The 24,887-nt window shown below is 68.0% G+C and carries 17 protein-coding genes; 9 read left to right on the top strand and 8 right to left on the bottom strand.

Annotation, left to right across the window (positions count from 1 at the left end):
• Positions 1 to 12: 12 nt before the first annotated feature.
• Positions 13 to 1,020 carry a LacI family DNA-binding transcriptional regulator gene (locus tag LZK98_RS14325; protein WP_233783043.1) on the bottom strand — a complete coding sequence of 336 codons (1,008 nt, stop codon included), beginning with the start codon at positions 1,018 to 1,020 and terminating at the stop codon, positions 13 to 15.
• 144 nt (positions 1,021 to 1,164) lie between these two features.
• Between LZK98_RS14325 and LZK98_RS14320 the strand changes: the two genes are divergently transcribed.
• The gene (locus LZK98_RS14320) at positions 1,165 to 3,219 is read left to right on the top strand and encodes a TonB-dependent receptor (RefSeq protein WP_233783042.1); all 2,055 of its coding nucleotides are present in this window, start codon (positions 1,165 to 1,167) and stop codon (positions 3,217 to 3,219) included.
• 150 nt (positions 3,220 to 3,369) lie between these two features.
• Positions 3,370 to 4,542, top strand: a complete 1,173-nt coding sequence (locus tag LZK98_RS14315; RefSeq protein WP_233783041.1) for an acyltransferase family protein — start codon at positions 3,370 to 3,372, stop codon at positions 4,540 to 4,542.
• A gap of 636 nt (positions 4,543 to 5,178) precedes the next feature.
• Here the strand turns inward: LZK98_RS14315 and LZK98_RS14310 are convergent.
• The 5 genes from LZK98_RS14310 to LZK98_RS14290 all read right to left on the bottom strand — a co-directional run bounded on the left by LZK98_RS14310 (position 5,179) and on the right by LZK98_RS14290 (position 11,278).
• Positions 5,179 to 6,471: an amidohydrolase family protein gene (locus LZK98_RS14310; RefSeq protein ID WP_233783040.1), complete on the bottom strand. Its 1,293-nt coding sequence runs from the start codon at positions 6,469 to 6,471 to the stop codon at positions 5,179 to 5,181.
• Entirely contained in the window at positions 6,468 to 7,895 is a 1,428-nt protein-coding gene (locus LZK98_RS14305) for an amidohydrolase (protein WP_233783039.1), read from the bottom strand. Before LZK98_RS14305 ends, LZK98_RS14310 begins: the two co-directional genes overlap by 4 nt.
• A gap of 64 nt (positions 7,896 to 7,959) precedes the next feature.
• The gene (locus tag LZK98_RS14300) at positions 7,960 to 9,972 is read right to left on the bottom strand and encodes an NAD(+) synthase (protein ID WP_233786595.1); all 2,013 of its coding nucleotides are present in this window, start codon (positions 9,970 to 9,972) and stop codon (positions 7,960 to 7,962) included.
• Positions 9,973 to 10,004: 32 nt separating this feature from the next.
• The gene (locus LZK98_RS14295; protein WP_233783038.1) at positions 10,005 to 10,511 is read right to left on the bottom strand and encodes a CinA family protein; all 507 of its coding nucleotides are present in this window, start codon (positions 10,509 to 10,511) and stop codon (positions 10,005 to 10,007) included.
• A 59-nt stretch (positions 10,512 to 10,570) separates the two neighbouring features.
• Positions 10,571 to 11,278 carry a murein L,D-transpeptidase catalytic domain family protein gene (locus tag LZK98_RS14290; RefSeq protein ID WP_233783037.1) on the bottom strand — a complete coding sequence of 236 codons (708 nt, stop codon included), beginning with the start codon at positions 11,276 to 11,278 and terminating at the stop codon, positions 10,571 to 10,573.
• 207 nt (positions 11,279 to 11,485) lie between these two features.
• Between LZK98_RS14290 and LZK98_RS14285 the strand changes: the two genes are divergently transcribed.
• From LZK98_RS14285 to LZK98_RS20555, 5 genes are all read left to right on the top strand, one after another.
• The gene (locus LZK98_RS14285) at positions 11,486 to 12,232 is read left to right on the top strand and encodes a L,D-transpeptidase family protein (RefSeq protein ID WP_233783036.1); all 747 of its coding nucleotides are present in this window, start codon (positions 11,486 to 11,488) and stop codon (positions 12,230 to 12,232) included.
• 31 nt (positions 12,233 to 12,263) lie between these two features.
• Positions 12,264 to 12,668 carry a hypothetical protein gene (locus LZK98_RS14280; RefSeq protein WP_233783035.1) on the top strand — a complete coding sequence of 135 codons (405 nt, stop codon included), beginning with the start codon at positions 12,264 to 12,266 and terminating at the stop codon, positions 12,666 to 12,668.
• A gap of 115 nt (positions 12,669 to 12,783) precedes the next feature.
• On the top strand, positions 12,784 to 14,991 hold the full coding sequence (locus LZK98_RS14275) for a TonB-dependent receptor (protein ID WP_233783034.1): 2,208 nt from the start codon (positions 12,784 to 12,786) through the stop codon (positions 14,989 to 14,991).
• A gap of 12 nt (positions 14,992 to 15,003) precedes the next feature.
• Positions 15,004 to 16,389 carry a PepSY-associated TM helix domain-containing protein gene (locus LZK98_RS14270; RefSeq protein WP_233783033.1) on the top strand — a complete coding sequence of 462 codons (1,386 nt, stop codon included), beginning with the start codon at positions 15,004 to 15,006 and terminating at the stop codon, positions 16,387 to 16,389.
• Between the two features lie 111 nt (positions 16,390 to 16,500).
• Positions 16,501 to 16,635 carry a hypothetical protein gene (locus tag LZK98_RS20555; RefSeq protein WP_264757853.1) on the top strand — a complete coding sequence of 45 codons (135 nt, stop codon included), beginning with the start codon at positions 16,501 to 16,503 and terminating at the stop codon, positions 16,633 to 16,635.
• A gap of 7 nt (positions 16,636 to 16,642) precedes the next feature.
• Here the strand turns inward: LZK98_RS20555 and LZK98_RS14265 are convergent, their stop codons facing one another.
• Complete coding sequence (locus tag LZK98_RS14265) at positions 16,643 to 19,021, bottom strand: membrane-bound PQQ-dependent dehydrogenase, glucose/quinate/shikimate family (RefSeq protein ID WP_233783032.1); 2,379 nt, start codon at positions 19,019 to 19,021, stop codon at positions 16,643 to 16,645.
• Positions 19,022 to 19,176: 155 nt separating this feature from the next.
• Between LZK98_RS14265 and LZK98_RS14260 the strand changes: the two genes are divergently transcribed.
• Entirely contained in the window at positions 19,177 to 20,568 is a 1,392-nt protein-coding gene (locus tag LZK98_RS14260; RefSeq protein WP_233783031.1) for a serine hydrolase domain-containing protein, read from the top strand.
• A gap of 223 nt (positions 20,569 to 20,791) precedes the next feature.
• Here the strand turns inward: LZK98_RS14260 and LZK98_RS14255 are convergent, their stop codons facing one another.
• Complete coding sequence (locus LZK98_RS14255; protein WP_233783030.1) at positions 20,792 to 21,946, bottom strand: isovaleryl-CoA dehydrogenase; 1,155 nt, start codon at positions 21,944 to 21,946, stop codon at positions 20,792 to 20,794.
• A gap of 244 nt (positions 21,947 to 22,190) precedes the next feature.
• Between LZK98_RS14255 and LZK98_RS20550 the strand changes: the two genes are divergently transcribed.
• Positions 22,191 to 24,887: a TonB-dependent receptor plug domain-containing protein gene (locus tag LZK98_RS20550; protein ID WP_319937500.1), complete on the top strand. Its 2,697-nt coding sequence runs from the start codon at positions 22,191 to 22,193 to the stop codon at positions 24,885 to 24,887.

Raw genomic sequence — 24,887 nt, 5'->3', positions numbered from 1 at the left:
CCGGAGGGAGACCTAGAATCGCTGCTTAGTTGGGGTGGGAACGGTCGTCCCGCGCACCACCAGCTCGGGCGCGTGCAGCTCGACCTCGTCGACATCGCGCCCCTCCAGCAGCGCGTCGAGGCATTGGATCGCGCGCGCGCCGATCTCCGCGATTCGCACGCGTACCGTGGTGAGCGACAGGTAGCGCGCCACCGGGACGTCGTCGAAGCCGGCAACCGCGATCCGCTCCGGCACCGCGACTCCTGCTGCGCGCAGCGCCTGGAGGCAGCCGATCGCCATCATGTCGTTGGCGGCGAACACCGCGTCGACCGGCTCGCTGCCGGCGAGGATCGCGCGTGCGGCGGCTTCGCCGGCCTCTTCCGAGAAGTCGCCGGAGATCACGCGCGCCGTGACGTCGGGCGCATGGCTGCGCATCGCCTCCAGGAATCCGGCCGAGCGCTCCTGCGCGTCGACGTTGCTGTCGGGGCCACCGATATGGACGATATGGCGCCGGCCTTGGGCGAGGAGGTGCTCGACCACCGCTGCGGCGCCGGCACGGTTGTCGATCCTGAGCAGGGGACGGCCGGCGCTGGCGGCGCGGCTGTTGACCAGCACCGCCGGCAGCGTCGCGGGCAGCGCCTCGACCAGCGCGGCCGAGTTCGCCTGTGGCGCCATCAGCACCAGCCCGTCGACGCGCCCGCGCATCGCCTTCAGCGCCTGCACCGCCTGATGGATATCGGCGTGCATGTTCGAGAGCAGCAGCTGCAGGCCGAGGCCCTTGGCCTCGCCGTCCATGCCGCGCAGAATTTCCGAGAAGAACTCGCCGTGGAGGTCGGGCAGCACTACGCCGATCGCGTGGGTGCGCGCCATGCTGAGGCTGCGCGCGCCGGCGTGGGGGACATAGCCCAGCGCCTCCGCCGCCGCGATCACCCGGGCGCGCGTTTCGGAGCGCACGCTCTTGTGGCCATTGAGGGCGCGACTGACCGATGCCACCGACAGCTCGGCACGCCGTGCCACATCGCGGATTGTCGCTTCGCCCATCGCCCCAGGTCTCCTGCGGCCCGCGCATGTTCCCCCCGCGCTGAACCGATGACCCTTTGTAACCGGTTACACGTTCCCGGCAAGAGCAATTTGGAGGTTTGCGCATTCCACCGTAACGGGCAAGGCCTCAAGGGGAGGAATAATATGCGGTCGATCGTCGGGATTCCCTTGCTGCTGGCGGCGGCGCCGGCCCTTGCGCAGGAAGCGCCGGACATCGTCGTCACCGGCCAGGGACTGGAGGAACAGCCCGGCGAGCGTGGTTACGACACCGTCACCATCGACCGGGCGGAGATCGAAGCCTCGGCGAGCAGCCGGCTGGAGGATGTGTTGCGTGACGTCGCCGGGCTGCAACAGTTCCGCCGGTCGGATTCGCGTAGTGCAAATCCGACGAGCCAGGGCATCACGTTGCGCGGCATCGGCGGTAATGCCTCGAGCCGCGCACTGCTGATCCTCGATGGGGTGCCGCAATCGGATCCGTTCGGCGGATGGGTGGCGTTTCCCGCCTATGCGCTCGACCGGCTGGGGGCGATCCGCGTGACGCGCGGCGGGGGCAGCGGCTATGCTGGGGCAGGGGCGCTTGCCGGAACGGTCGAGCTGGAGAGCGCGCGGCCGGATCAGCTCGATCCGCTGACGGCGCGCCTAGCCTATGGCAGCCGGGATTCGGTCGAAGCGGGCGGATCGGCGGCGCTGGTGCGCGGCAACGGCTTCGCGACCGTATCGGGCGCCTATGCACGCGGCGACGGCTTCATTCCGGTGGTGGCCGAGGATCGCGGGCCGGCGGATCGCCCGGCGCCCTATGAATCCGCCAGCGGCGCCGTGCGCGGCGTGATCGCGCTCGGCGGCGATACGGAGCTTCAGGCCAATCTCTCCGCCTTCACCGATCGGCGTGATCGGGGCGTGAACTTCACCGCCAATTCGAGCGAAGGCGCGGACGCGAGCGTGCGGATCGTGTCGCGCGGGCGCTGGGGCTGGTCAGCGCTGGCCTATCTGCAGACGCGCGGCTTCTCGAGCCAGTTCGCGAGCATCGCCGACGGACGGACCGGCGCGACGATGACGCTCAACCAGTTCAACGTGCCGGCGACCGGCCTCGGCGGACGGATCGAGGTGCAGCCGCCGCTGGGGAGCGGCATCGACCTGCGGCTCGGTGCTGACGTGCGCGCCGTATCGGGACGCACGCAGGAGCTCTACACGTTCGTCGCCGGCCTGCCGACGCGCCGCCGCGATGCCGGGGGCGAGAACCGGACGATGGGCCTGTTCGCCGACGGTAGCGTCGCGCTTGGAGACGTGACGCTGAGCCTGGGCGGTCGGATCGACTGGTGGCGGATCATGGACGGCAGCCTGACCGAATATCCGCTCGCCGGCGGCGCGGCGTTGACCGACAATCGCTTCCCCGATCGCGACGGCACCGAAGCCACCGGCCGCGCCGCGATCGCCTGGAAGCCGGCGTCCGCGCTCACGCTGCGTGCCGCCGCCTATCGCGGCTGGCGGCTGCCGACCCTCAACGAGCTCTACCGGCCGTTCCGCGTCGGAGCGGACGCTACCGCCGCCAATGCCGCGCTCGCGCCCGAGAAGCTGACGGGCTTCGAAGGGGGGATCGACCTGACCCCGCTGCCCGGCGTGCGGCTGTCGCTGACGGCCTTCGACAATCGCCTCGACGATGCGATCGCCAATGTCACCGTCGCGAAGGGGCCGGGGACCTTTCCCGGCGTCGGCTTCGTCTCGGCCGCGGGCTTCTACCTCGTCCGGCAGAACCTCGACCGCGTGCGTTCGCGGGGGATCGAGGCGGATGCGAACGCCAGCTTCGGCGCGTTCAGTGCCCGCGTCTCCTGGTCGCACGTCGACCCGCGCGTCGAGGCGAGCGGTACCGCCGCGCCGCTCGACGGGCTTCGGCCGGCGCAGACGCCGCGGGATACCGGCAGCCTGAGTCTCGCCTGGACCCGCCCGTCGGGATTGTCGGTCGCGCTCACCGGCCGCTACGTCGCCTCGCAGTTCGAGGACGACCAGAACCGCGAGCCGCTCGACGACGCTGCCACCCTCGACGCGCGGGTGGCGGTGCCGGTCGGGCGCAGCCTGCTGATCGAGGCGCGCGGCGAGAACATCACCGATACGCGGATCGAAGCCGGGATCGGCAGCGACGGCTCGATCGAACGCGCCGCCCCGCGGACCCTGTGGATCGGCACCCGCTTCCGCCTCCGGTAGACATCGCGGGAATGTCGCGGCTCGTCGCATCGACTGGGCGCTTCGCCTTGACGGCTTGACGTCGCCGCTTTCAACGTCCGGCTGTTCGCGCTTGCAGCAATATGAGCCGCTGCCCGTAGGCGATCGTGTCGAGTGAAAAGGAGCGTCGGGATGCAGATCCTTCCTGCGGAAGCCCCGCATCTCGGCCCCGATCGCATCCGCAGCGGCTCCGGCTTCATCCCCGGCCTCGACGGGCTGCGCGCGCTCAGCATCGCGATCGTCATCGTCGGCCATTTCTTCATGGGGGAGATGGGCGGCTTCTCCTCGCTCGGCGTCTATATCTTCTTCGTCATCAGCGGGTTCCTGATCACGCGGCTGTTCTTTGCCGAGGCCAAGCGCGACGGCGAGGTGGCGATCGGCTATTTCTACTTCCGCCGCCTGCTGCGGCTCTATCCGGTGCTGATCGCCTATATGGCCGTGATCATGGCGCTGGCCTGGGCGCGCGGCATCGCGTTCCCTGTGATCGAGCCGGCGTCGGTGTTCCTCTACTTCGTCAACTATCTCTGCTCCTGGCAGGAGTGGACGGGCACGCCGCGCATCCTGCCGATCGGCACTTTGTGGTCGCTGGCGGTCGAGGAGCATTTCTACTTCATCATGCCGTTCGTGATCCTGATGGTCGCGGCGCGGGTACGGCCGATGCTGATGTTCGCGGCGGCGATGTGCGTCGTGCCGTTCCTGCTGCGGTTCCTTTATCTCGGCCTGCATCCCGAGTTCCTCGACACGGACATCATCTACCGCCTGTCGGAGACGCGGTTCGATTCGATCGCCTGGGGCGTGCTGCTCGCGGTGATCTGCGAGACAGCGCAGGCGCAGCGGCTGATCGCGATCCTCAGCAGCAACCGCGCGCTGATCGCCGGGGGCGTGATCCTGCTGCTGAGCTACGTGTTCCGCGATCCCTATTTCAAGGACACGATCCGCTACACGATGCGCGGTGTCGCCTGCCTGCTACTCGTCGCGAACGTCGTGTTCGGGCAGCGTGCGGCGCCGCTCCAGACCGTGTTCAATCTCGCGCCGGTCGCATGGGTCGGCCGGATCAGCTACTCGCTCTACATCTGGCACGGCGCGGCGGCGTGGTTCGTCGATCCGGCGAAGAAATACCACGATCCGGTGCACGGGCTGATGTACGTCGCGATCACCTTCGTCTGCGCGGTGCTTTCCTATTATGTCGTCGAGCAGCCGTTCCTGAAGCTCAAGAGCCTATGGAAAGCGAAGCCGCGGCGCGAGGCGGAGCCGGTTCAGGCGCCGGCCGCGACGGTGCCGGTTGCCGCAGCCGCCATCGACTGAAGCAGCGACGGCAGGGCGTTAGGGCAGGCGCCGGAAACCCGCGGAAAACCGTCGAAGGTCACGAAAGTCACGGGTAGAACGGCCCCCGATCCGGATGGCGCCGCGGGTATCAGGACACCCGAAAATGTTGACTAAATTGACTCGGGGCGTGTGTGCGCGAACCGGTCCGCTCTGAAGCTACATGGATGCGACAGATAGGCGACGTGGACGCAACGACGACGCGACACCGGCGCGACGGTGACGCGACACTCACGCAACGACAACGTAACACCCGCGCGACGGCGACACGACATTGGCGCGGCGGTGACGTGGTATGGATAAGATCGACGGGATCAAAGAGCAGACCGATGCTTGCGCGGCTCGGACCGGGCGAGCCAAGCAGGCGAAATCCTACATTGCAAGCGGCGGTGGCGGGCTGGAGGCTACCCGCCGGCGCGGAATGGGGCCGATCGACATCCAGCGAATTAGCCCCTCCCCTTCAGGGGAGGGGTTGGGGGTGGGGCAGTGCCGCAAGCTATTCGCCCGTGGATACGCCCCACCCCAACCCCTCCCCTGAAGGGGAGGGGCTTAAAGGGGCTCGCGTGAACACCCTTGAATGTCAGCCCGTCTTGCTGAACGTCGGCACAGCCCAGGGCGTCAACGCTCGTAGGCCTTGGGCAGGCTGCCCTCGGTCGGCGTCAGGTAGCGGTTCCTGAGCTTGCGCTGGCGGGAATCCAGCGGCTGCTGCTGGCCGTCGATCCACACCGCCACGGGCATCGAGGAGAGCTCGAGCGGGTCGCCGTCCCACAGCACCACGTCGGCACGCCGGCCAGGCCGAAGCGAGCCGATCTCGCCGTCCAGCCCCAGCGCGGCCGCCGGCCTTGAGGTAATGGTGGCGAACGCCTTGCCCCAGTCGAGGCCGGTCGCGCCCGGCACCTTGGTGATCGCGACGAGGTTGCCGGCGAATTGCTTGAGGGTGTGTTCGCCCCCATTGCCCTGCGACAGGATGCCGACGGTCGCGCCGGCCTGGGTGAGGCGGCCGACGTTGCTTTCGGTCGCTGCCAGCGATTCGAACGACGCGGGCAGGTCGGCGAGCGCGGAGGCGATCACCGGCACCCTGGCCGCCGCGATCTCGCGTGCGACCATCCAGCCCTCCGCCGCGCCGACCAGCACCAGGCGGAGCTTGGGATAACGTTTCGGCAGCGCGAGCACGGTGCGGATGTCGCTCGCGCGCTCGACATGGACGAGCAGCGGCATGGCGCCGTCGAGCACCTGCAGCAGCGCCTGCGCGTCGGCGCGGGTGAGCAGCGCGTCGCGGCTGCGGCCGTCGAAGCCCGCCGGATTGCGGCGATAGTCCTCGGCCTGCGCGAGCGCATCGTGGAGGCCGACATAGGCCGCCGGCCGGCTGCCGCCCGCCTGCGCCGCGCCGCCTTCGCCGAGCTCGACATATTGGAAGGCGCGCGCCCTCGTCAGCGGATCGGGGTCGGCGCCGAGATCGATCACCGCGCCCTGGCCCGCGAAGATCGAGCCGCCGGCATCGGGCGCGACGATCGCGCGGGTGACGCCGCCGGCGCGCTCGTTGCCGACCATCGCCGCATTGGGATTGATCGCCACCGACACGTCGATCGCCGCCTTGAACGGCGATCCGCGCGAGGCGCTGTCGTTGCTCTCGCCGATCCCGCCCGCGTCGAGCAGGCCGAGGCCGCTGAGCCCCGCGACCATGCCGGCGGCGATCCACTTGCCTTTGGCGTCGACCACCGTCGCCCCGGCCGGCACCGCCACGCCTGCGCCGGCGGCGACGATGCGCCCGTCGCGGATCACGACCGTGCCGTTCTCGACCGGAGCAGAGCCGTCGCCGATCGCGACGGTGCCGCCGGTAATCGCGATCGTCTGCGCCGCGGCAGGGCTAGCGAGCAGGGCGGCCGCGGAGAGGAGGAGGAAGCGCTTCATTTCACGTCTCCCTCGCCCGGCTGGCCCAGCTCGAAATCGCTCACGGGCCTCAGCTTCGGATTGTCGGCGTCGTAGAGCAGCGCCCCGTCGACCCACACCTTCTCGGGCCTTGTGTAGACGCTGAGCGGATTGCCGTTCCACAGCACAACATCGGCCATCTTGCCGGGCTTGAGGCTGCCGGTCCTGTCGGCGATGCCGAGCGCCCTGGCCGGGTTGATCGCCAGCCATTTCCAGGCGACCTCGTCCGGAACCTGGATGCCGGCATGGCGGCCGGCGGCGAGCGCCTTGGCGACCTCCTGATTGAGCCGCTGGATGCCGTTCTCGTCGTCGGAATGGATCATCGCGCAGGCGCCGGCCTTGTGCAGGATCGCGAGATTTTCCGGAATCCCGTCGTAGCTTTCCATCTTGAAGCCATACCAGTCGGCCCACACCGCGGCGCAGGTGTCGTTGGCCTTGAGCAGGTCGGCGATCTTGTAGGCCTCGACCGCGTGGTGGAAGGCGGCGACGTGGTAGCCGAACTCCTTGGCCATATCCATGACGACGGCCATCTCGTCGGCGCGGTAGCAGTGGTTCTGCACCAGGATCTCGCCCGAGAGCACGCCGCGCAGCGTGTCCAGCGCGATGTCGCGGGTGGGCGGATCGCCGCCGTCCTTCTCGTATTTGTCCCACTTGCGCTTGTACTCGGCCGCGCGCGCCCAGGTGGCGCGGTCGACCGCGATGTTGCCCATGCGGGTCGAGGGCTGGCGCTGCTTGCCGCCGTAGACGCGCTTGGGGTTCTCGCCGCAGGCCATCTTGAGGCCATAGGGGGCGCCGGGGAACTTCATCGCCTGCATGGTGCGGGCGTAGACGTTCTTCACCACCACCGATCGCCCGCCAAACAGATTGGCGGAGCCGGGCAGGATCTGGAGCGTGGTGACGCCGCCGTTGGCGAGCGCGCGGCCGAAGCCGGGGTCCTGCGGCCACACGCTGTGCTCGGCCCAGACGTCGGCGGTGACGGGCGAGGTCGCCTCGTTGCCGTCGGACAGCGCGGCGATGCCGGGGCTGGGATAGTCGCCGAGGTGGCTGTGGATGTCGATGATGCCGGGGGTCACCCATTTGCCGGTGCCGTCGATCACGGTCGCGCCGGCGGGCGCGTCGACGCTCTGGCCGACCGCAACGATCTTGCCGTCGGCGAACAGCACCGCGCCGTTGTCGATCCGGCCGCCTTCGCCGTCGTAGATGGTGACGCCGCGCACCACCGTCGGCACGCCGGGATAGGGCCGGTAGGTGGAGGGATAGGGATCATGCGAATAGCCCTTGCCCATGCCCGGCGCCGGCGCCTTGCTCGACGCGGTCTTGGGCGGCTCGTTCCCGCAGGCCGCGAGCGACAGCACGGCCGCTCCCCAGATGCTCGCCCGGATCAGGCGGGCGCTCGTGCTCCACATAGGTCGCTAACCCCCGTTGATCCTGCGAGCCTAGGGGACGGATGCTGCGGTGCGCAAGGGGCGGTCAGGCGGGAAGATTGCGCCTGAGCTCTTCGAGCCACACCGTTGCCGTTCCATCCGAAGGGGCGCGCCAGTCGCCGCGCGGGGACAGCGCGCCGCCGCCTGAGACCTTGGGCCCATTGGGCAGCGCCGAGCGCTTGAACTGGGTGGTCGCGAAGAAGCGGCGCAGGAACGCCTCCAGCCACTTCGCGATGGTGGCGAGGTCGTACTGGTGCTTGCCGTCCTCGGGAAAGCCCTGCGGCCAGCGACCGGCGGCGGCGTCCTTCCAGGCGTGCCAGGCGAGGAAGGCGACCTTCGACGGCCGCAGGCCGTAGCGGACGATATAGTGCAGGAAAAAGTCGTGCAGCTCGTAGGGCCCGACCATGCTTTCGGTGCTCTGGATGGCACCGTTCTCGTCGGCCGGCACCAGCTCGGGCGAGATCTCGGTGCCCAGGATCGCCTCGAGCACCTGGTTGGTCATGTCGTCGAACTGGCCCGACTGGACGGCCCAGCGGATGAGATACTGGATCAGCGTCTTCGGCACCGCGCCGTTGACGCCGTAATGGCTCATATGGTCGCCGACGCCATAGGTGCACCAGCCGAGCGCGAGCTCGGACAGGTCGCCGGTGCCGAGCACGAAGCCCTGCCGCTGGTTGGCGAGGCGGAACAGATAGTCGGTCCTGAGGCCCGCCTGGACATTCTCGAAGGTGACGTCGTAGACCGGCTCGCCCTTGGCGAAGGGGTGGCCCATGTCGGCCAGCATCTGCCGCGCGGCGGGGCGGATGTCGATCTCCTCGCCGGTGACGCCGAGCGCGCGCATCAGTGCCCAGGCATTGCCCTTGGTCGCCTCGCCGGTGGCGAAGCCTGGCAGGGTGAAGCCGAGGATGTCCGAGCGCGGCTTGCCCATGCGGTCAAACGCCTTGGCGGCGACGATCAGCGCATGGGTCGAATCGAGCCCGCCCGACACGCCGATGACCAGATGCTTCGAGCCGGTGGTGGCGAGGCGCTTGCGCAGGCCCTCGACCTGGATGTTGAACGCCTCGTAGCAATCCTCGTCGAGCTTCGACGGCGTGTTGGGAACGAAGGGGAAGCGCCTGAGACTGCGGACCAATCCGCGGTCGGAGAAATCTGGCTTGTGCGCGAAGCCGATGCGGCGGAAGCGCGTCTCCGGGTGGCCGCGCGCGGCGGCGGTATCGTTGAAGGTGCCGGTCCGCATCCGTTCGAGCCGGAGGCGCTGCACGTCGACGTCGGCGATCACGATCTCGCTGGCGAGGTCGAAGCGTTCGCCCTCGGCGAGCATCTCGCCGAGCTCGACGATCAGGCCCTGGCCGTCCCAGGCGAGATCGGTGGTGCTCTCGCCCGGTCCGCTTGCCGAGAAGACATAGGCGGCGGCGAGCCGCATCGACTGCGACGCGCACAGCAGCGCCCGCTCGCGTGCCTTGCCGATGATGATGTTGGAGGCGGACAGATTGGCGAGGATCGTCGCGCCCGCCAGCGCGCCGTCGATCGAGGGCGGGGCGGGGGCCCAGTAATCCTCGCAGATCTCGGCATGGACGATGAAGTCGGGCAGGTCGTTGGCGGCGAAGATCAGGTCGGTGCCGAACGGCACCGTCTGGCCGGCGAGCTCGATCGCGAGGCCGGTGAGGCCGATGCCCGGCGCGAACCAGCGCTTCTCGTAATATTCGCGGTAGTTGGGCAGATAGCTCTTGGGCACCACGCCGAGGATGCGTCCGCGGTGGATCGCCACCGCGCAATTGTAGAGCCGCCCATTGCGGCGGATCGCCGCGCCGACCAGCAGCAGCGGCCGCATCGTTTCGCTCGCCGAGGCGACGGCGGCGATCGCCTGTTCGGTCGCCGCGGCTAGCGCGTCCTGCAGGTGGAGATCGTCGATGGCGTAGGAGGAGAGGTTGAGCTCCGGGAACACCAGCAGGTCGGCGCCGGCCTCATGCCCCTGACGCAGCAGCGCGACGGTGGCTTCGGCATTGGCCGCGGGATCGCCGACGGTGCCGAGCGGCGTGCAGGCGCCGACGCGGACCATGCCCTGGGCATCGAGCGAGTAGAAGGGGTGGGTCACAGCATCGCCTCGATCATCTCCAGCGCGACACGCATACACGCGATGCGGACGCCGCCGCGTCCGATATCGCCGAAATGCTCCTCACGATGCGCAGTCTCGCGTCCCTGGCGCGCGCAGGCGAAGTGGACGAGGCCGGGCTCGTCACCGGGATCGCCGGGGCCGGCGAAGCCGGTGATCGACAGCGCGATATCGGCATGGCTCGCCTGGAGCGCGCCCTCGGCCATCGCCACCGCCACCTCCTCGCTGACCGCGCCGCATTGCTCGACCGTGTCACGCGCGATGTGGAGCAGCTCGCACTTGGCGTCGACCGAATAGACCACGAAGCCGCGCTCGAACGCGCTGCTCACGCCTTCGACATCGGTCAGCAGTGAGGCGAGCATCCCGCCGGTGCAGCTCTCGGCGGCGGTCAGGCTCAACTCCGCGTCGCACGCCTTCTTGAGCACCCGCCGCGCGGCGGCGTCGATGTCATCCGGCAGGACGGGGGAGAGCGTTTCGGCAGCCATGCCACCGACTTAGAGGTGTCCGCTGTGGCGGGCAATGATCCCGGGACGGGAAACGGCGGTCAAATCTTGGCCGCGTAGATCATCCGGCCTTCGCCCAGGCGGTCGAACACCATCGCCAGCTCGGCCTCGCCGACCGCGAAGCAGCCCTGGCTGCGGCCGAGCTTGCCGTGCGTCGAGAGCATGTCGCGATTGGCATACCAGGCGCCATGGACCACAATCGCGCGGTCCAGCGCGTTCGAGTTGGTCGGATCGAGCCCGATCAGCCGCTGCGAGCGCCCGTGGACGCCGACATAATAGTCGGAGGTGAGGAACGCGCCCTCGCACGACGCCTCAGAGTCCGGCTCGTTCGAGAAGCGTTGCAGCCAGCCGGTATGCGCCGGGTCCGATCCGATGCCGTGCGCGACGAGATAGGAGGCGGTGCCGCCGGTCCCGAGATTGACGATGTGGAAGCGCGACAGGTGCGACGGCGCCGAGAAATCGGCGATCGCGATGCGGTCGCGCTTCTTGATCGTGTCGCCGTGACGGTCGAGTGCGGCCAGCGCGCGGTCGACCAGCTCCTTGCGGATGCCGAGCGGCCGGCGCGGTTCCGCAGCCGCCGGAGCGGGGGGCGGAACATAGGGCGGGGGAGGCGGGGGCGCCGCCGATGGCGCGCTGGCGACCTCGATCGCCTGCTGCGCACAGCCGGGCACCGCAAGCGCGGCACCGGTCACCAACACTGATTTTACGAACGCGCGCCGCGACGGCGTGCGCTCAAACACGTCATTCATTCGCGTCCTCAGCTATGCCCCTCTTAGCAGATATAGGGCCGGAAACGCTAGTTTCCAGTAAACGGGCGCCGCGCTCCCGCCGCCCGGCCGGCTCGTTCCGGCGCAGCCGATCCGCAGTGCTGCTCCAATTCGGGACGTGCGCCTCTCGCATCCGCAGTCGCTGTCCGATATTAGATCAGGAGCAGATCGGCATGTCGGGAGTCGCGCATGAATCCAAGGGGTTGGGGGAAGGCGGCTGTTGCAGCGCTGGGGCTGATGCTCGCCGCGGCCGCACCGGCTGCGTTCGCGCGCGAGGATGCCGTTTCGCTGGAACAGGCGGCGCTGGCGCTGAAGCCCGGCCAGTATCTCTGGCGCGATCCCGGTCCGGACGCGGGCGAGGTCTCGGTGGTGGTGAGCCTGCCGCTCCAGGCCGTCTATGTCTTTCGGGGAGAGGTGCTGATCGGCGTCGCCAGCGCATCGACCGGCACCGCCGGCCACCGTACGCCGGCGGGAACCTTCACCATCCTGCAGAAGCGGGTGTTCCATCGCTCCAACCTCTATTCGAACGCGCCGATGCCGTTCATGCAGCGGCTGACCTGGGGCGGCATCGCGCTCCATGCCGGGCACAATCCCGGCTATCCCGCGAGCCACGGCTGCATCCGCCTGCCGCGGGCCTTCGCCCAGCTGCTCTTCGATGCGACCAGGATCGGCGGGGCGGTGGCGATCGTGAACGGCGAATGGTCGGTGCCGAGCCGGGATCGCGAGATTCCGGTGATCATCGCGCGGATCGACGAGCTCCAGTCCTCGCCGGACTATGTGGCGGTCACCTTCACGCCGCGCGCCGCGCCGCCGCAGCAGCAGCTCGCATCGCTCGAGCGGCCGCCGGTGTCCCGCCCAGGCCTGCGCGTGCGTGGCGACGAATGGCTGGTGCCGGAGGCGCGGCTGATTTTTCCGGAGATGCGCCGCGCCCGGTGACAGGCCGGTTTTGCGGGAGTAAGGGCGCCGCGTGCACGCGCTTCGCCTCCATTTCCTTCGTCATCGCCGGCTCGCGCTGTGGCTGGTCGGCGCGGCGTTGCTGATGAAGCTGCTGGTGCCCGCCGGCTTCATGCCCGGCCTGTCGAACGGCTCGATCGTGGTCCAGCTCTGCAACGGCCAGGGCGGCGCGCAGACGATCCTGATGGACATCCCCGGCAAGCCCGGCGATCACGATTCGGGCGATCCCAAGAAGGCGGAGATGCCCTGCGCCTTCTCCGGCCTGTCGGCGCCGGCGCTGGGGCCGACCGATCCGATCCTGCTGGCGATCGCGGTCGCGTGGATCATCGCGACCGCCTTCCGCATTCCCGTACCGCCCGTCCTCCGGCGCGGCATCCATCTGCGGCCGCCGTCGCAAGGCCCGCCCGTCATCGCCTGATCCATATCGACTGAGATCGCAGCGTCCGCGCGCCGCATGACGGCGCGCAGCCGCGATCATCGCAATAGTCGTCGCGGCTCGCCGAGCGAAAGCCGCGCGGAACAGGGATTTTTCGATGTCCAGATCCATGCTTTCGGCCGGCGCGATCGTCGCCGTCCTCACGACCTGCTCCCCCGCCTTCGCCGAGGACGAGGAGCAAAGAGACACGATCGTCGTCACCGGCCAGCGCGAGCGGCTCGACCTCGATACGCAGAATGGCACCGCGAGCCGCCTCGGCCTGTCGGCCCGCGAGACGCCGGCGACGGTGCAGACCATCACCCAGGCCGACCTGCAGGTGCAGGGCCTCAGGACGTCGCGCGAGGCGTTCAACAGCGTCGTCGGCGCCATTTCCGGCAACGTCCCGGGCAATCCGGCGGTGGTGTCGTTGCGCGGCTTTTCGGGCGGCGCGGTGTCGATCCTCCAGGACGGCGTGCGGGTGTCGACCTCGACCATGGTCACGCGCGACACCAACAGCTGGCATTTCGACCGGATCGAGGTGATCAAGGGGCCGGCCTCGGTCCTTTACGGCGAGGGCGCGCTGGCCGGCGTCATCAACAAGGTGACGCGCAAGCCGACCTTCGACGGCGACCATCTCGACGGGCTGCTGAGTTTCGGCAGCTTCGATACGATGACGGCGGCCGGGGGCGTCAACCTGCAGCTCTCCGACAGCGCGGCGATCCGGGCAGATGCCAGCTACATGCGCTCCGACAGCCTCTACGACGTCGAGGACAACAACACGCGGTCGGCGGGGCTGACGGGCAGCATCCTGCTGAGACCCTCGGCGAATCTGTCGATGCTGTTCGCGGTCGAGCATTACGACGACCGCTACGACAGCAGCTACCAGGGCGTGCCGCTGGTGTCGGCGGCGGTCGCGCGCGATCCGAGCGACGCGCTGCGCAGCGCGTCCGGCCTCGTCATCGACAAGGCGCTCCGGCACCGGAACTACAACCCGCGCGGAGCCTATTCGGGCGCGGACGAGACCACCCTGCGCTCGCGGATCGACTATGCGGCGGGGGGCGGCTGGTCGATCGCCAACGACTTCACCTGGTACACGGCCAAGCGCGATTTCGTGCTGAGCGGGGACCAGAATTTCACCGCGCCGAGCGCCGCTTTCCCGAACGGCAGCTTCGCCCGTTCGGTCCAGCGCATCTATCACGACCACAAATTCTGGAACGAGCGGCTGGCGGTGGCCAACGACGGCACGATCGCCGGGCACCGCAACCGCTTCACGCTGGGCGCCGAATATAACGAGACCGACTTCATCGATCCGCGCCAGCAGAGCCCGGTGTTCACCCGCCCGGGCGATCCTGTCGCGCCGGTCGATCCCTGGAGTCCGGCGGTGGGCATTTTCCCCACCGGCAACATCTACACCGTGACCAACGTCGTGTTCGACTCCCGCCTCAAGACGGCTTCGGTCTTCGCGGAGGATGCCTTCAACGTCACGCCGGCCTGGCTGATCGTCGCCGGCGCGCGCTACGATCATATCGACCTCACCCGCATCAGCACCGATCTCAACGCGGGCGGGAGGGTGAGTCGGGCGAATCCGACCTACGATCCCTTCTCGTGGCGGATCGGCACCACCTATGACGTCGCGCCGGGGCTGACGCTCTATGCCCAATATACGACGGCGGTGACCCCGGTCGGCTCGACGCTCACGCTGTCGATCGCCAACACGAGCTATCGGCTAACGAAGGGGCGGTCGGTCGAGGCGGGTTTCAAGGCGTCGGCTTTCGGCAAGCGCCTGACGCTGACCGGCGCCGCCTATCGGATCGAGCAGGAGAATATCCTCACGCGCGATCCGACCAATCCCGCACAGGTCGTCCAGGGCGGTGAGCAATCGTCGCAGGGTGTGGAGCTCAGCCTCGACGCCGCCGTCACCGAACGGCTCGCGCTGTCGGGCGGCGTCTCCTACACCGACGCGCAATATGACGAGCTGATCGAGGCCGGCGGCATCGACCGGTCGGGCAACCGGCCGATCAACGTGCCGTCGACCACCGTCAACGGCTCGGTGCTCTATTCGCTGAAGACGCTGCCGGTAACGCTGGGGGCGTTCGTGCGCCATGCTTCGGGCTTCTACACCGACACGGCAAACAGCATCTTCGTGCGCGGTCATACGGTGGTGGACGCCTCGATCGCCTGGCGGCTGGCCGATCAGGCGACGCTCACGCTGCGCGGGCGGAACCTGACCGACGCCTTCTACGGCGAATATTCGGGCTATCCGGCGACCAACATCTACATCGGCGCCCCGCGCAGCGTCGAAGTTGCCCTGTCCACGCATTTCTGAGGAGCGGCGGATATGGCTACGCTCGCAGTATCCAGGCTCTACCGTGCGATCTGGCGGTGGCATTTCTATGCCGGCCTGATCGTCGCGCCGTTCCTGCTCGTCCTGGCGGTGACGGGCACGATCTATCTGTTCAACGACGAGATCAACGACGCGATCTATCCGGAGCAGCGCTTCGTCGCCGCTCATGCGACCAGCGTTCCGGTGTCGCGGATGATCGGTGCGGCGCTGGCCGCCCATCCCGGTGCGGCGACGCGGATCGATCTGCCCGCCACCAACGATCGCGCCGCCGTCGTCTTCGTGACGCCGACCTCCGGCGATCCGGTGCGCGTCTCGGTCGATCCGGGGACGGGGAGGGTGCTCGGCTCCTTCGTGTACGAGCGGACGCTGGTCGGCCTCGCCGACACGATCCACGGGTCGCTCGCCATCGGCACGATCGGCGACCGCATCGTCGAGCTGGCGGCGTGCTGGGGGCTCGTGCTGATCGCGACCGGCCTCTATCTCTGGTGGCCGCGCGGGCGAAAGGGGCTGGGCGGCATCCTGTTTCCGCGGCTGTGGGCGAAGGGCCGGCTGTTCTGGCGCGATCTCCACGCCGTCACCGGCGTCTGGACCGTCGCGCTGATCCTGTTCCTGATCCTCACCGGGCTGCCGTGGGCAGGGGTCCAGGGCGATGTGCTGAAGCGGGCCTTCAGCGCCGTCGGAATCGGCTATCCCGCCTCCAACCGCAACTATGATCCGCCGAAGAGTATTCCGATGAAGGCCGTGCTGGGCGAGGCGCCATGGACGCTCGAAGGCGCGCCGATGCCGGCCTCCGATCCCCATGCCGGCCATCCCGGTCACGACGCCATGCCGGCGATGGCGGAGAGCCATGGCCCCGATCTGACCGACAGGGTCGTCGCGGCGGTTGCCGGCCATGGCCTGCATGGCGGCTATCGCCTGTTCCTGCCGGCGGGGCCGACCGGCGTGTTCACCGCCTATAGCTATCCCGACCGGCCGCAGGGCCAGCGCACGCTCTACTTCGACCGCTATTCGGGGCGGCTGATCCGGGAGATCGCCTATGCGGACTATGGTTGGGGCGCGAAGGCGATCGAGCTCGGCGTCCAGCTCCACATGGGCAATTACTTCGGCAGGGCGAACCAGATCGTGATGCTGGTCCCATGCATCGGCATCGTGCTGCTCGTCGTCAGCGGCGTCGTCATGTGGTGGAAACGGCGCCCGGCAGGACGGCTCGGCGCGCCGCCGAAAGTGCCGGAGGCGCGGTTGCGCGGCGCGCTGGCGATGCTGCTGGTCGCGGGCGTGCTGCTGCCGTTGTTCGGCGCCTCGCTCGTGGCCGTATTCGCGCTCGACTGGGCGGCGGGGATGCTGGCGGCGCCATCGCGGCCGATGCCCGAGCCTGGGTGACGGGATGCCGGATATCGACGGACCGTTCCGTCAGCGCGGCGAGCGCAGACCGTGCGCGGCACCCGCGCCGTCCGTGTCCGTTCTCAGCGCGGTTACGGGGAATGAGAGCGGATGATCTCCAGGCACGACATCGAGCGCATCATGCGCGAGACCGGCATGAACCGGCTGCAGGCCTATCGTGCGGCCAGAACCCAGCACGCGTTGCAATCGCTGCCGACGCCAGCCTCGACCAACTTGCTCAAATAGCCGTTCCCTAGCGCGTCTGCGGCAGCGCATAGGCGATCACGCTGTCGCCGGGCTTGGTCTCCATGAAATGGTGGCCGCCGGCGAAGATCACCAGATACTCGCGCCCGTTCTGCTCGTACACGGCGGGCGTCGCCTGCCCACCGGCGGGAAGCGGCGCGCTCCACAGCGTCTTGCCGGTGGCGATGTCAATCGCGCGGATGAGGTCGTCGGTCGCCGCGGCGATGAACACCAGTCCGCCCGCGGTCACCACCGATCCGCCATTGTTGGGCGTGCCGATGTGGAAGGGCATCCCGCTGGCGATGCCGAATGGCCCGTTCTTGCGCGCGGTGCCGAACGGCCGGTCCCACAGGATTCTGCCGGTGGCGATATCGATCGCGCGGATCCCGCCATAGGGCGGCTGCTTGCAGAGCAGGCCGGTGAACTTGACCCGCCAGCCGGCGTTGACCTTGACCGCATAGGGCGAATCCCACTGCGGATCGATCGAGTGCGCGTTGGCGAGCTGTGCCTTCGACTTCATCGCATAGCGGGGCACGATGCCGAGTTTGTCCGCCTCGGCACGCGGCACCAGCCGGACGTAGTTGGGCATGTCGTTGTAGTTGGCGACGATGACGCCACGCGTCGGATCGATCGATACGCCGCCCCAGTCGCTGCCGCCGTTGTAGCCCGGATATTCCACCGTGTATCTGTCGGCGCGCGGCGGGGTGAAGAAGCCGCGGTAATCCGCCCGGCGATACTGGATGCGGCAGACCATCTGGTCGATCGGCGACATGCCCCACATGTCGCGCTCGGTTAGCGGCTCCTTGCGCAGCGTATGCCATTTCGAGAAGAGTTGCGTCTTCGCCCGCTGCTCGGGCTCGACCCCGCCCTGTGGCACCGTCATTTCGGCGAGCGGCGCCAGCGAGCGGCCGGTGGCACGGTCGAGGATGTAGAGATCGCCCTGCTTGGACGGCACCACGATCGCCGGCGTGCCCTTGTAATCGATCAGCGTCGCCTGGCTGCCGAAGTCATAGTCCCACACGTCGTGCTTGACCGCCTGGAAGCGCCAGCGCGGCTTGCCGGTGGTGACGTCGAGCGCGACCAGCGAGGTCGCATAGGCATTCTCCTGCGGCGTGCGCTTGCTCGACCAGTAATCGACCGCGGCATTGCCCATCGGCAGGTAGACGAGGCCGAGCTGCTCGTCGCCGCTGGTGCTGGTCCACATATTGGGCGTGCCGCGCGCCCAGGTCTGGCCGGCGGGCGGATAGCCGGTCCATTCGGGATGCATCATGTCCCACGCCCAGCGCAGCCTGCCGGTGACCGCGTCGAAGCCCTGGATCACGCCTGAGGGCGCGAGCCGGGTCTGGCCGTCGAGGATCTGGTGCCCGACCACCACCACGCCCCGTACGATCGTCGGCGCCGAGTTGATCGAGGCGAGGCCGGGATAGACGTCGCCCATGCCGATCTTGGTGTCGGTCTGGCCGTTGGTGCCGAAGCCGCTGCACGGCCGGCCGGTCAGCGCGTCGACCGCGATCAGCCGCGAATCGAGCGTGCCCATGATGATCCGCGCGGCGCACTCGCTGCCCGGCGCCGCGCCCGGCACGGCGTAATAGTCGACGCCGCGGCAGGCGGTGGTGTAGGGAATCCACTCGTCCGGCACCCGCGGGTCATAGCGCCACGCCTGCTTGCCGGTCGCCGGATCGAGCGCGACGATCACGTTCTTGGCGGTGCAGGTGTAGAGCAGGTTGCCGACCTTGATCGGCGTGTTCTCGGTTCCGTAGAGCTTGGCATAGGCGGGATCGGTCGGGGTGCCGCCGGTATGCGTCTCCCACACCTTCTCGAGTCGACCGACGTTGCTCGCGTTGATCTGCGTCAGCGGCGAATAGCGGCGAGCGGCGTAGGTGCCGCCATAGGCGGGCCAGTCGGCGCCGGTCGCCTGGCCGGAGGGATCGCTCATCGCTGCGCCGGGAGCCGGCAGCGGCAGTGCGATGTTGCGGTCGCGTCCGGCCACGGTGAACAGCACACCCGTCGCCACCACCACGGCGGCGATCGAACCCAGCGCGATCGCCCATCTGCGCGGCCGCGCGGTCAGCGTCGGCATGATGAGGATGACCGCCACCAGCAGCACGATCGGCGCCACGATCCGCGGCACCAGCGCCCAGGCGTTGTAGCTCACCTCCCAGAACGCCCACAGGATCGTCGCGACGACGATCGCCACATAGAGCCACGCGCCGCTCATCCGCCCGCGGATCATCAGCACGCCAGAGACGATCATCGCGATGCCGGTGATCACATAATAGGGCGAGCCGCCGATCGCGGCGAGCCAGGCCCCGCCGACCGCCAGCACCAGCCCGATCAGGGCGACGATCAGGCCGACGACGATCGCGGCCCAGCTGCGGCGATGTGGCATGGAGGTGCTCCCCTACGGTTGTTCCGATCGGGGCGAAGGAATCCGGCAGGCCCCTTACCTGTCGTCAGGCTCGCTCCATCGTGCCAAACACGTTAGCCATGCAGTCGTTCCACCGAGTGATTGCACCCGTCCGCCGCACCTGCTTTGGTGCGGTCATGCGCATCATCCTTCTCGCCACCGCCCTGATCGCCGCTCCCGCCGCCGCGCAGGAGCTCACCCCCGCCGAGAGCAGCCAGGTCGACAAGATCGTCACTGAGGCACTCGCCGGCACCGGCACGCCCTCGGCCTCGATCGCGATCGTGCGCGGCGGGCGGATCGTCTATGCCAAGGCTTACGGCAAGGCGGCCGAGACGATCCCGCAGGCGACGCCGGACCTGCCGTACCAGATCGCGTCGATCTCCAAGCAGTTCACCGCGATGGCGGTGCTGCTGCTGGAGGATGAAGGCAAGCTCAGCCTCGACGACAAGGTCGCCAAATATCTCCCTGAAATCACGGGCGCTGACCGTATCACGCTGCGCCAGCTGCTCGATCATACCTCGGGCATCCGCGACTATTGGCCGCACGACTACAGCCCCGCCAACATGGCCAAGCCCACCACGCCGCAGGGCATCGTCGACCGCTGGGCCAAGCAGCCGCTCGACTTCGAACCGGGCACGCAATGGCAATATTCCAACACCGGCTATGTCGTCGCCGGCATGATCGTCGAGAAGGTGTCGGGCCGGCCGCTGCTCGATTTCCTGCGCGCGCGCATCTTCAAGCCGCTCGGCATGACCAGCGTGCTCGACCAGGACAAGGCGATCGGGCCGAAATATCCGCAGGGCTACAAGCGTTTCGCGCTCGGCCCCGTCCGCGTCGAGACGCCGGCGGCGCCCGGCTGGCTCTATGCGGCGGGCGAGCTGTCGATGACCGCGACCGACCTCGCCAAATGGGACATCGCCCGGATCAACCGCGCGCTCGTCCCTGCCGACGATTGGCAGGCGCAGGAGACCACGACCAAGCTGAAGGACGGCAAGGACACCAGCTACGGCCTCGGCGTGTTCGTCGGCACGCCCGATGGGCGCAAGATGATCGAGCATTCGGGCGAGGCGGTGGGTTTCCTGTCCGAAAACATGGTGTTCCCCGACGACAAAGCCGCGGTGGTGGTGCTCACCAACAGCTGGTTCGGCAACGCGACCGGCACGATCGCGCGCGGCATCGTCCGAACGGTGATGGCGGCGCCGCCGCTGCCGGGACTCGAAGCCGCGGCGGCGGCCAAGGCGCGGCAGGTATTCGACCAGCTCCGCGCCGGCTCACTCGACCGCAAGCTGCTGACCGAGGACGCCAACCATTATTTCGATACGACCGCCCAGGCGGACTACAAGGCGAGCCTCGGCGCGCTTGGCGAGCCCACCGGTTTCGCGCCGGCGGGCGGCCCCCAGCTGCGCGGCGGCTATGTGATCCGCAGCTACCGCATCACTTATCCCGACCGAGTGCTCAGGCTCTCGACCTTCGCGGAACCGGGCGACAACGGCCGTTTCGAGCAGTTCCTGGTCAGTCCGCAGTCATAGGGCCTGTCGACATTTGAGGTTGCAGGTCTGCCGTAGCCCGGTTCCCAACCGTCACCCCGGACTTGTTCCGGGGTCCATCGGGAGGCAAGGACTGGACAGGAGGCTTGAGCGCAGCCCGCGAGGCTCAGTGGACCCCGGAACAAGTCCGGGGTGACGGTGAGGGGTGGAGATGTCGGCCATTTCCTCAAATGTCGACCCGCCCTAGAAATACGGAACGACGGCCTCAGTTCGCCCCGATCAGCTCGCGCCCGATCAGCATCCGTCTGATCTCGTTCGTCCCTGCGCCGATGTCGAGCAGCTTGGCATCGCGGGCGAAGCGTTCGACCGGCCAATCCTTGGTGTAGCCGGCGCCGCCCAGCGCCTGGATCGCCTCCAGCGACACGCGCACCGCATTCTCGCTGGCGAGCAGGATCGCCCCGGCCGCGTCGAAACGGGTGGTGAGGCCGGCGTCGCAGCTCTTCGCCACCGCATAGACATAGGCGCGCGCCGAGTTGAGCGCGACGTACATGTCGGCGACCTTGGCCTGCATCAGCTGGAAATGGCCGATCGGTTGGCCGAACTGCTTGCGCTCGCGGATGTAGGGCAGGACCACGTCGAGGCTCGCCTGCATGATGCCGAGCTGGATGCCGGCGAGCACGGTACGCTCATAATCGAGCCCGCTCATCAGCACGCCGACGCCGCCGTTGACCGGGCCCATGACGTTCTCGTCCGGCACCTCGCAGTCGTCGAATACCAGCTCCGCGGTGGGCGAGCCGCGCATACCCATTTTTTCGATCTTCTGCCCGATCGAGAAGCCAGGCATGTCCTTTTCGATGATGAAGGTGGTGATGCCGCGCGAGCCCTCCCCGGTCTTGGCGTAGACCACCAGCGTGTCGGCATAGGGCGCGTTGGTGATCCAGAATTTGGTGCCGTTGAGGACGTAGCCGCGCTCGGTCTTCTCCGCGCGCAGCTTCATCGAGACGACGTCGGAGCCCGCGCCTGCCTCGGACATGGCGAGGCTGCCGACATGCTCGCCGGACACAAGCTTCGGCAGGTATTTCGCCTTCTGCTCCGGGTTGGCCCAACGGCGGATCTGGTTGACGCACAGGTTGGAATGCGCGCCGTAGCTGAGCCCGATCGAGGCGGAGGCGCGGCTCACCTCCTCGCAGGCGACGACATGCTCGAGGTAGCCGAGGCCGAGGCCGCCCCATTCCTCCTCGACGGTGACGCCGTGCAGGCCGAGCTCGCCCATCGCCGGCCATAGCTCGTCACGCGGAAACCAGTCCTCGGCATCGATGCGGGCGGCGAGCGGCTCGATCCTTTCCCGCGCGAATCGCCGGGTGGTGTCCCGGATCATGTCGGCGGTCTCGCCGAGGCCGAAATCCAGCGTGGCTTCCATGAAACATCCTCCTGCCGCCCGGATGAGCGTCCGGAGCGAAAAGGGCAAGAGGCGTACCAATTTATCGAATTTCGAATTAATAATAAAAAATGACCATTGACACGATTGGTCGGGATCGTGGATGGATAATCGCGAAAAAGGTCGCCGCTAGAGCGATTCCAGGGAGGCGAGGTCGACGGCAAAAGTCGGCCGTTCCGCCGTGTATCGACGAGCGCCCGAACGGGCGAGGGGAAGGGGAAGCGGTATGATCGGCATGTTCAGGACATCACGGGACCGGCGCGAGATCGCGCGCGGATTGTCGCTCGCGGCGCTGGCGGGAGCGCTGCTGTGGGCAGGGACTGCGGAGGCGCAGGTCGCGCCGGAGACGGCGAACCCGAGGCAGGATACCGTGCCGGGCGAGCAGATCGATCCCGTTGCGGGCCCGGACGAAGCGACTGCGGCGGACATCGTCGTCACCGGCACGCTGCTGCGCGGCGTTGCGCCGACCGGCACCAACGTCATCGGCGTGACGCGTGACGAGGTGGTCGCCACCGGTGCCGCCTCGTCCAACGATCTGCTGGCCTCGATTCCGCAGATCGGCAATTTCGGGACGGTGCCTGCGGGTCTCGGCAACTACAGCAATCCGATCGTGCGGCCCAACATCCGCAACCTCGGTGCGTCCGGCGGCTCGACGACGCTGGTGCTGATGAACGGCCACCGGCTGGTCGGCGCCGGCATCCTCCAGACGTCGGTCGATCCGTCAGTGATACCCCCCGATGCGATCGATCGGGTCGAGGTGATCCCCGACGGCGGATCGTCGATCTACGGCTCCGATGCGATCGGCGGCGTCATCAATTTCATCCTGCGCAAGCGCTACGACGGGATCGGCGTCAATGCGCGCTATGGCTTCGCTGACAATTACAAGACGTTCGACGCCAGCGCGATCGCCGGCAAGGATTGGGGATCGGGCTCGATCTACGTCTCCTATGCCTATGCCTGGCACGACAATCTGCTCGGCATCGATCGCGATTACGCGACCGCGAACAATGTCCCGCGCGGCGGCGCCGACAATCGGTCGACCGCATGCCCGCTGGCCAACATCACCATCGGCACCACCACCTACGCCTTGCCGGGCCGGGTTCCGGGCTCGCTCAACCGCTGCGACCAGACCGATTACGCCGATCTCTATCCGCGCGAGAAGCGGCACAGCGTCTTCGCCAGCCTCATGCAGGAGCTGAGCGACGGCATCACCTTCTCGACCACGGCCTATTGGTCGCGGCGCGACACGGTAACCCGCACCGCGCAGGGGAGCGCGAGCGGTACGATTACCGCGGCCAACCCGTATTTCTCGCCGATCGGGGCCGAGCTCGCCCATTCCGTCGCCTTCGCCTTCGACGACGTGTTCGGGCCGAGCCACGTCAGCCCGGCTTCCTTCACCTCATACGGCGTGACGCCCAAGTTCGATTTCGAGCTGGGCGGCGGCTGGCAGTTGCGCACACAGGCCAATTTCGGCCGCAGCGAGAATGTCACCACCGAGGATTCCTTCAACGCGACCGCCGTCACCGCCGCACTTGCGGGGACGAGCACGGCGACGGCGCTCAATCCCTACAATCTCTCGGCGACGGCGCCGGCGGTGCTCGCTGCGATCAACGATTTCGTGAATTACGGCGACGCCGACCAGGAGTTGGCCGAAGGCCGCGCGGTTCTCGACGGGCCGCTGTTCGCGGTGCCGGGCGGCGACGTCCGCCTCGCGGTGGGTGCCGAATATCATTATGAGAACATCCGCTCGTTTACCGGCAGCGGTCCCCAGGCCGCGGTCGTGGGCGCGAGCTCCTTCGCGAGCCGCGACGTCAAGTCGGTGTTCGGCGAAGTGCTGGTGCCGCTCGTCGGCGCGGACAACCGCAGCGGCGGCTTCTACAGCCTCGAGATATCAGGCTCGGTCCGCTACGACCATTACAGCGACGTCGGCGGCACCACCAATCCCAAGATCGGCATCACCTACCGGCCGTTCCAGGCGCTGACGCTACGCGGCAACTATGGGACGTCGTTCCATGCGCCGAGCCTCGCCGACCTCGGCAATTCGGTGGATTCGCGCGTTCAGGTTATCCCGTTCAGCCCGTTCCGCGCGCCGAACAGCTCGCCGTTCGACATCCTGCGGCCGACCATGGCGATCGCCGGCGGCAACGCCGACCTTCGCCCGGAGACGGCCGATACCTGGTCGCTGGGCTTCGACCTCAAGCCCGCGGCGCTGCCCGGCCTGATTGCCAGCGCGACCTATTACAACGTCAGGTTCAAGGACGCGATCAGCGTTCCGCCGTTCACCTCGCCCATCCTGTTCACCGATCCCAACTACGCCAGCTTCTTCATCCTCAATCCGACGCTGGCCCAGGCGACGGCCGCGGCAGCCAACCTACGGATCGATGGGGTGCCGAGTCTGGCGGCGCTCTACGCGGTCAGCTCACCCTATGTGCTGTTTCTGGCGCAGCGCGCCAATCTCGGCGCGGTGAACACCAGCGGCATCGACTTCAACCTCGCCTATGCCCACGACACGTCGTTCGGATCGGTGAACGCCAGCTTCGCCGGCACATACACCTTGAAGCGCAGGACGCAGGCGATCCAGGGCGGCGACTTCAGCAACGACCTGAAGAATGGTTACGGGCGCCTTCAATTCGTTGCGACGCTGGGCGGCAAGGTGGGCGATCTGATCGGCCGCGCGGCGCTCAACCATCGCAGCGGATTTCCGCTGCTCGGGGTGCTCCCGCAGACCCGCGTCTCCTCATTCGACACGGTCGACCTGTTCCTGGGCTACGATCTCGGCAAGGTGATGAAGGACACCATGCTGACCGTGAACGTCGACAATGTGTTCGACGAGGATCCGCCGTATCTGAACAATGCCACCGGCTATACCAACGGCAGTACGCTGGGGCGGCTGGTCTCCTTCGGCATCCGGACCAAGTTCTAG

It is taken from the genome of Sphingomonas cannabina, assembly GCF_021391395.1.
GTDB lineage: Bacteria > Pseudomonadota > Alphaproteobacteria > Sphingomonadales > Sphingomonadaceae > Sphingomonas > Sphingomonas cannabina.
Note: the sequence above shows the minus strand (reverse complement) of the source record. Positions and strands in the feature narration are given on the sequence as shown.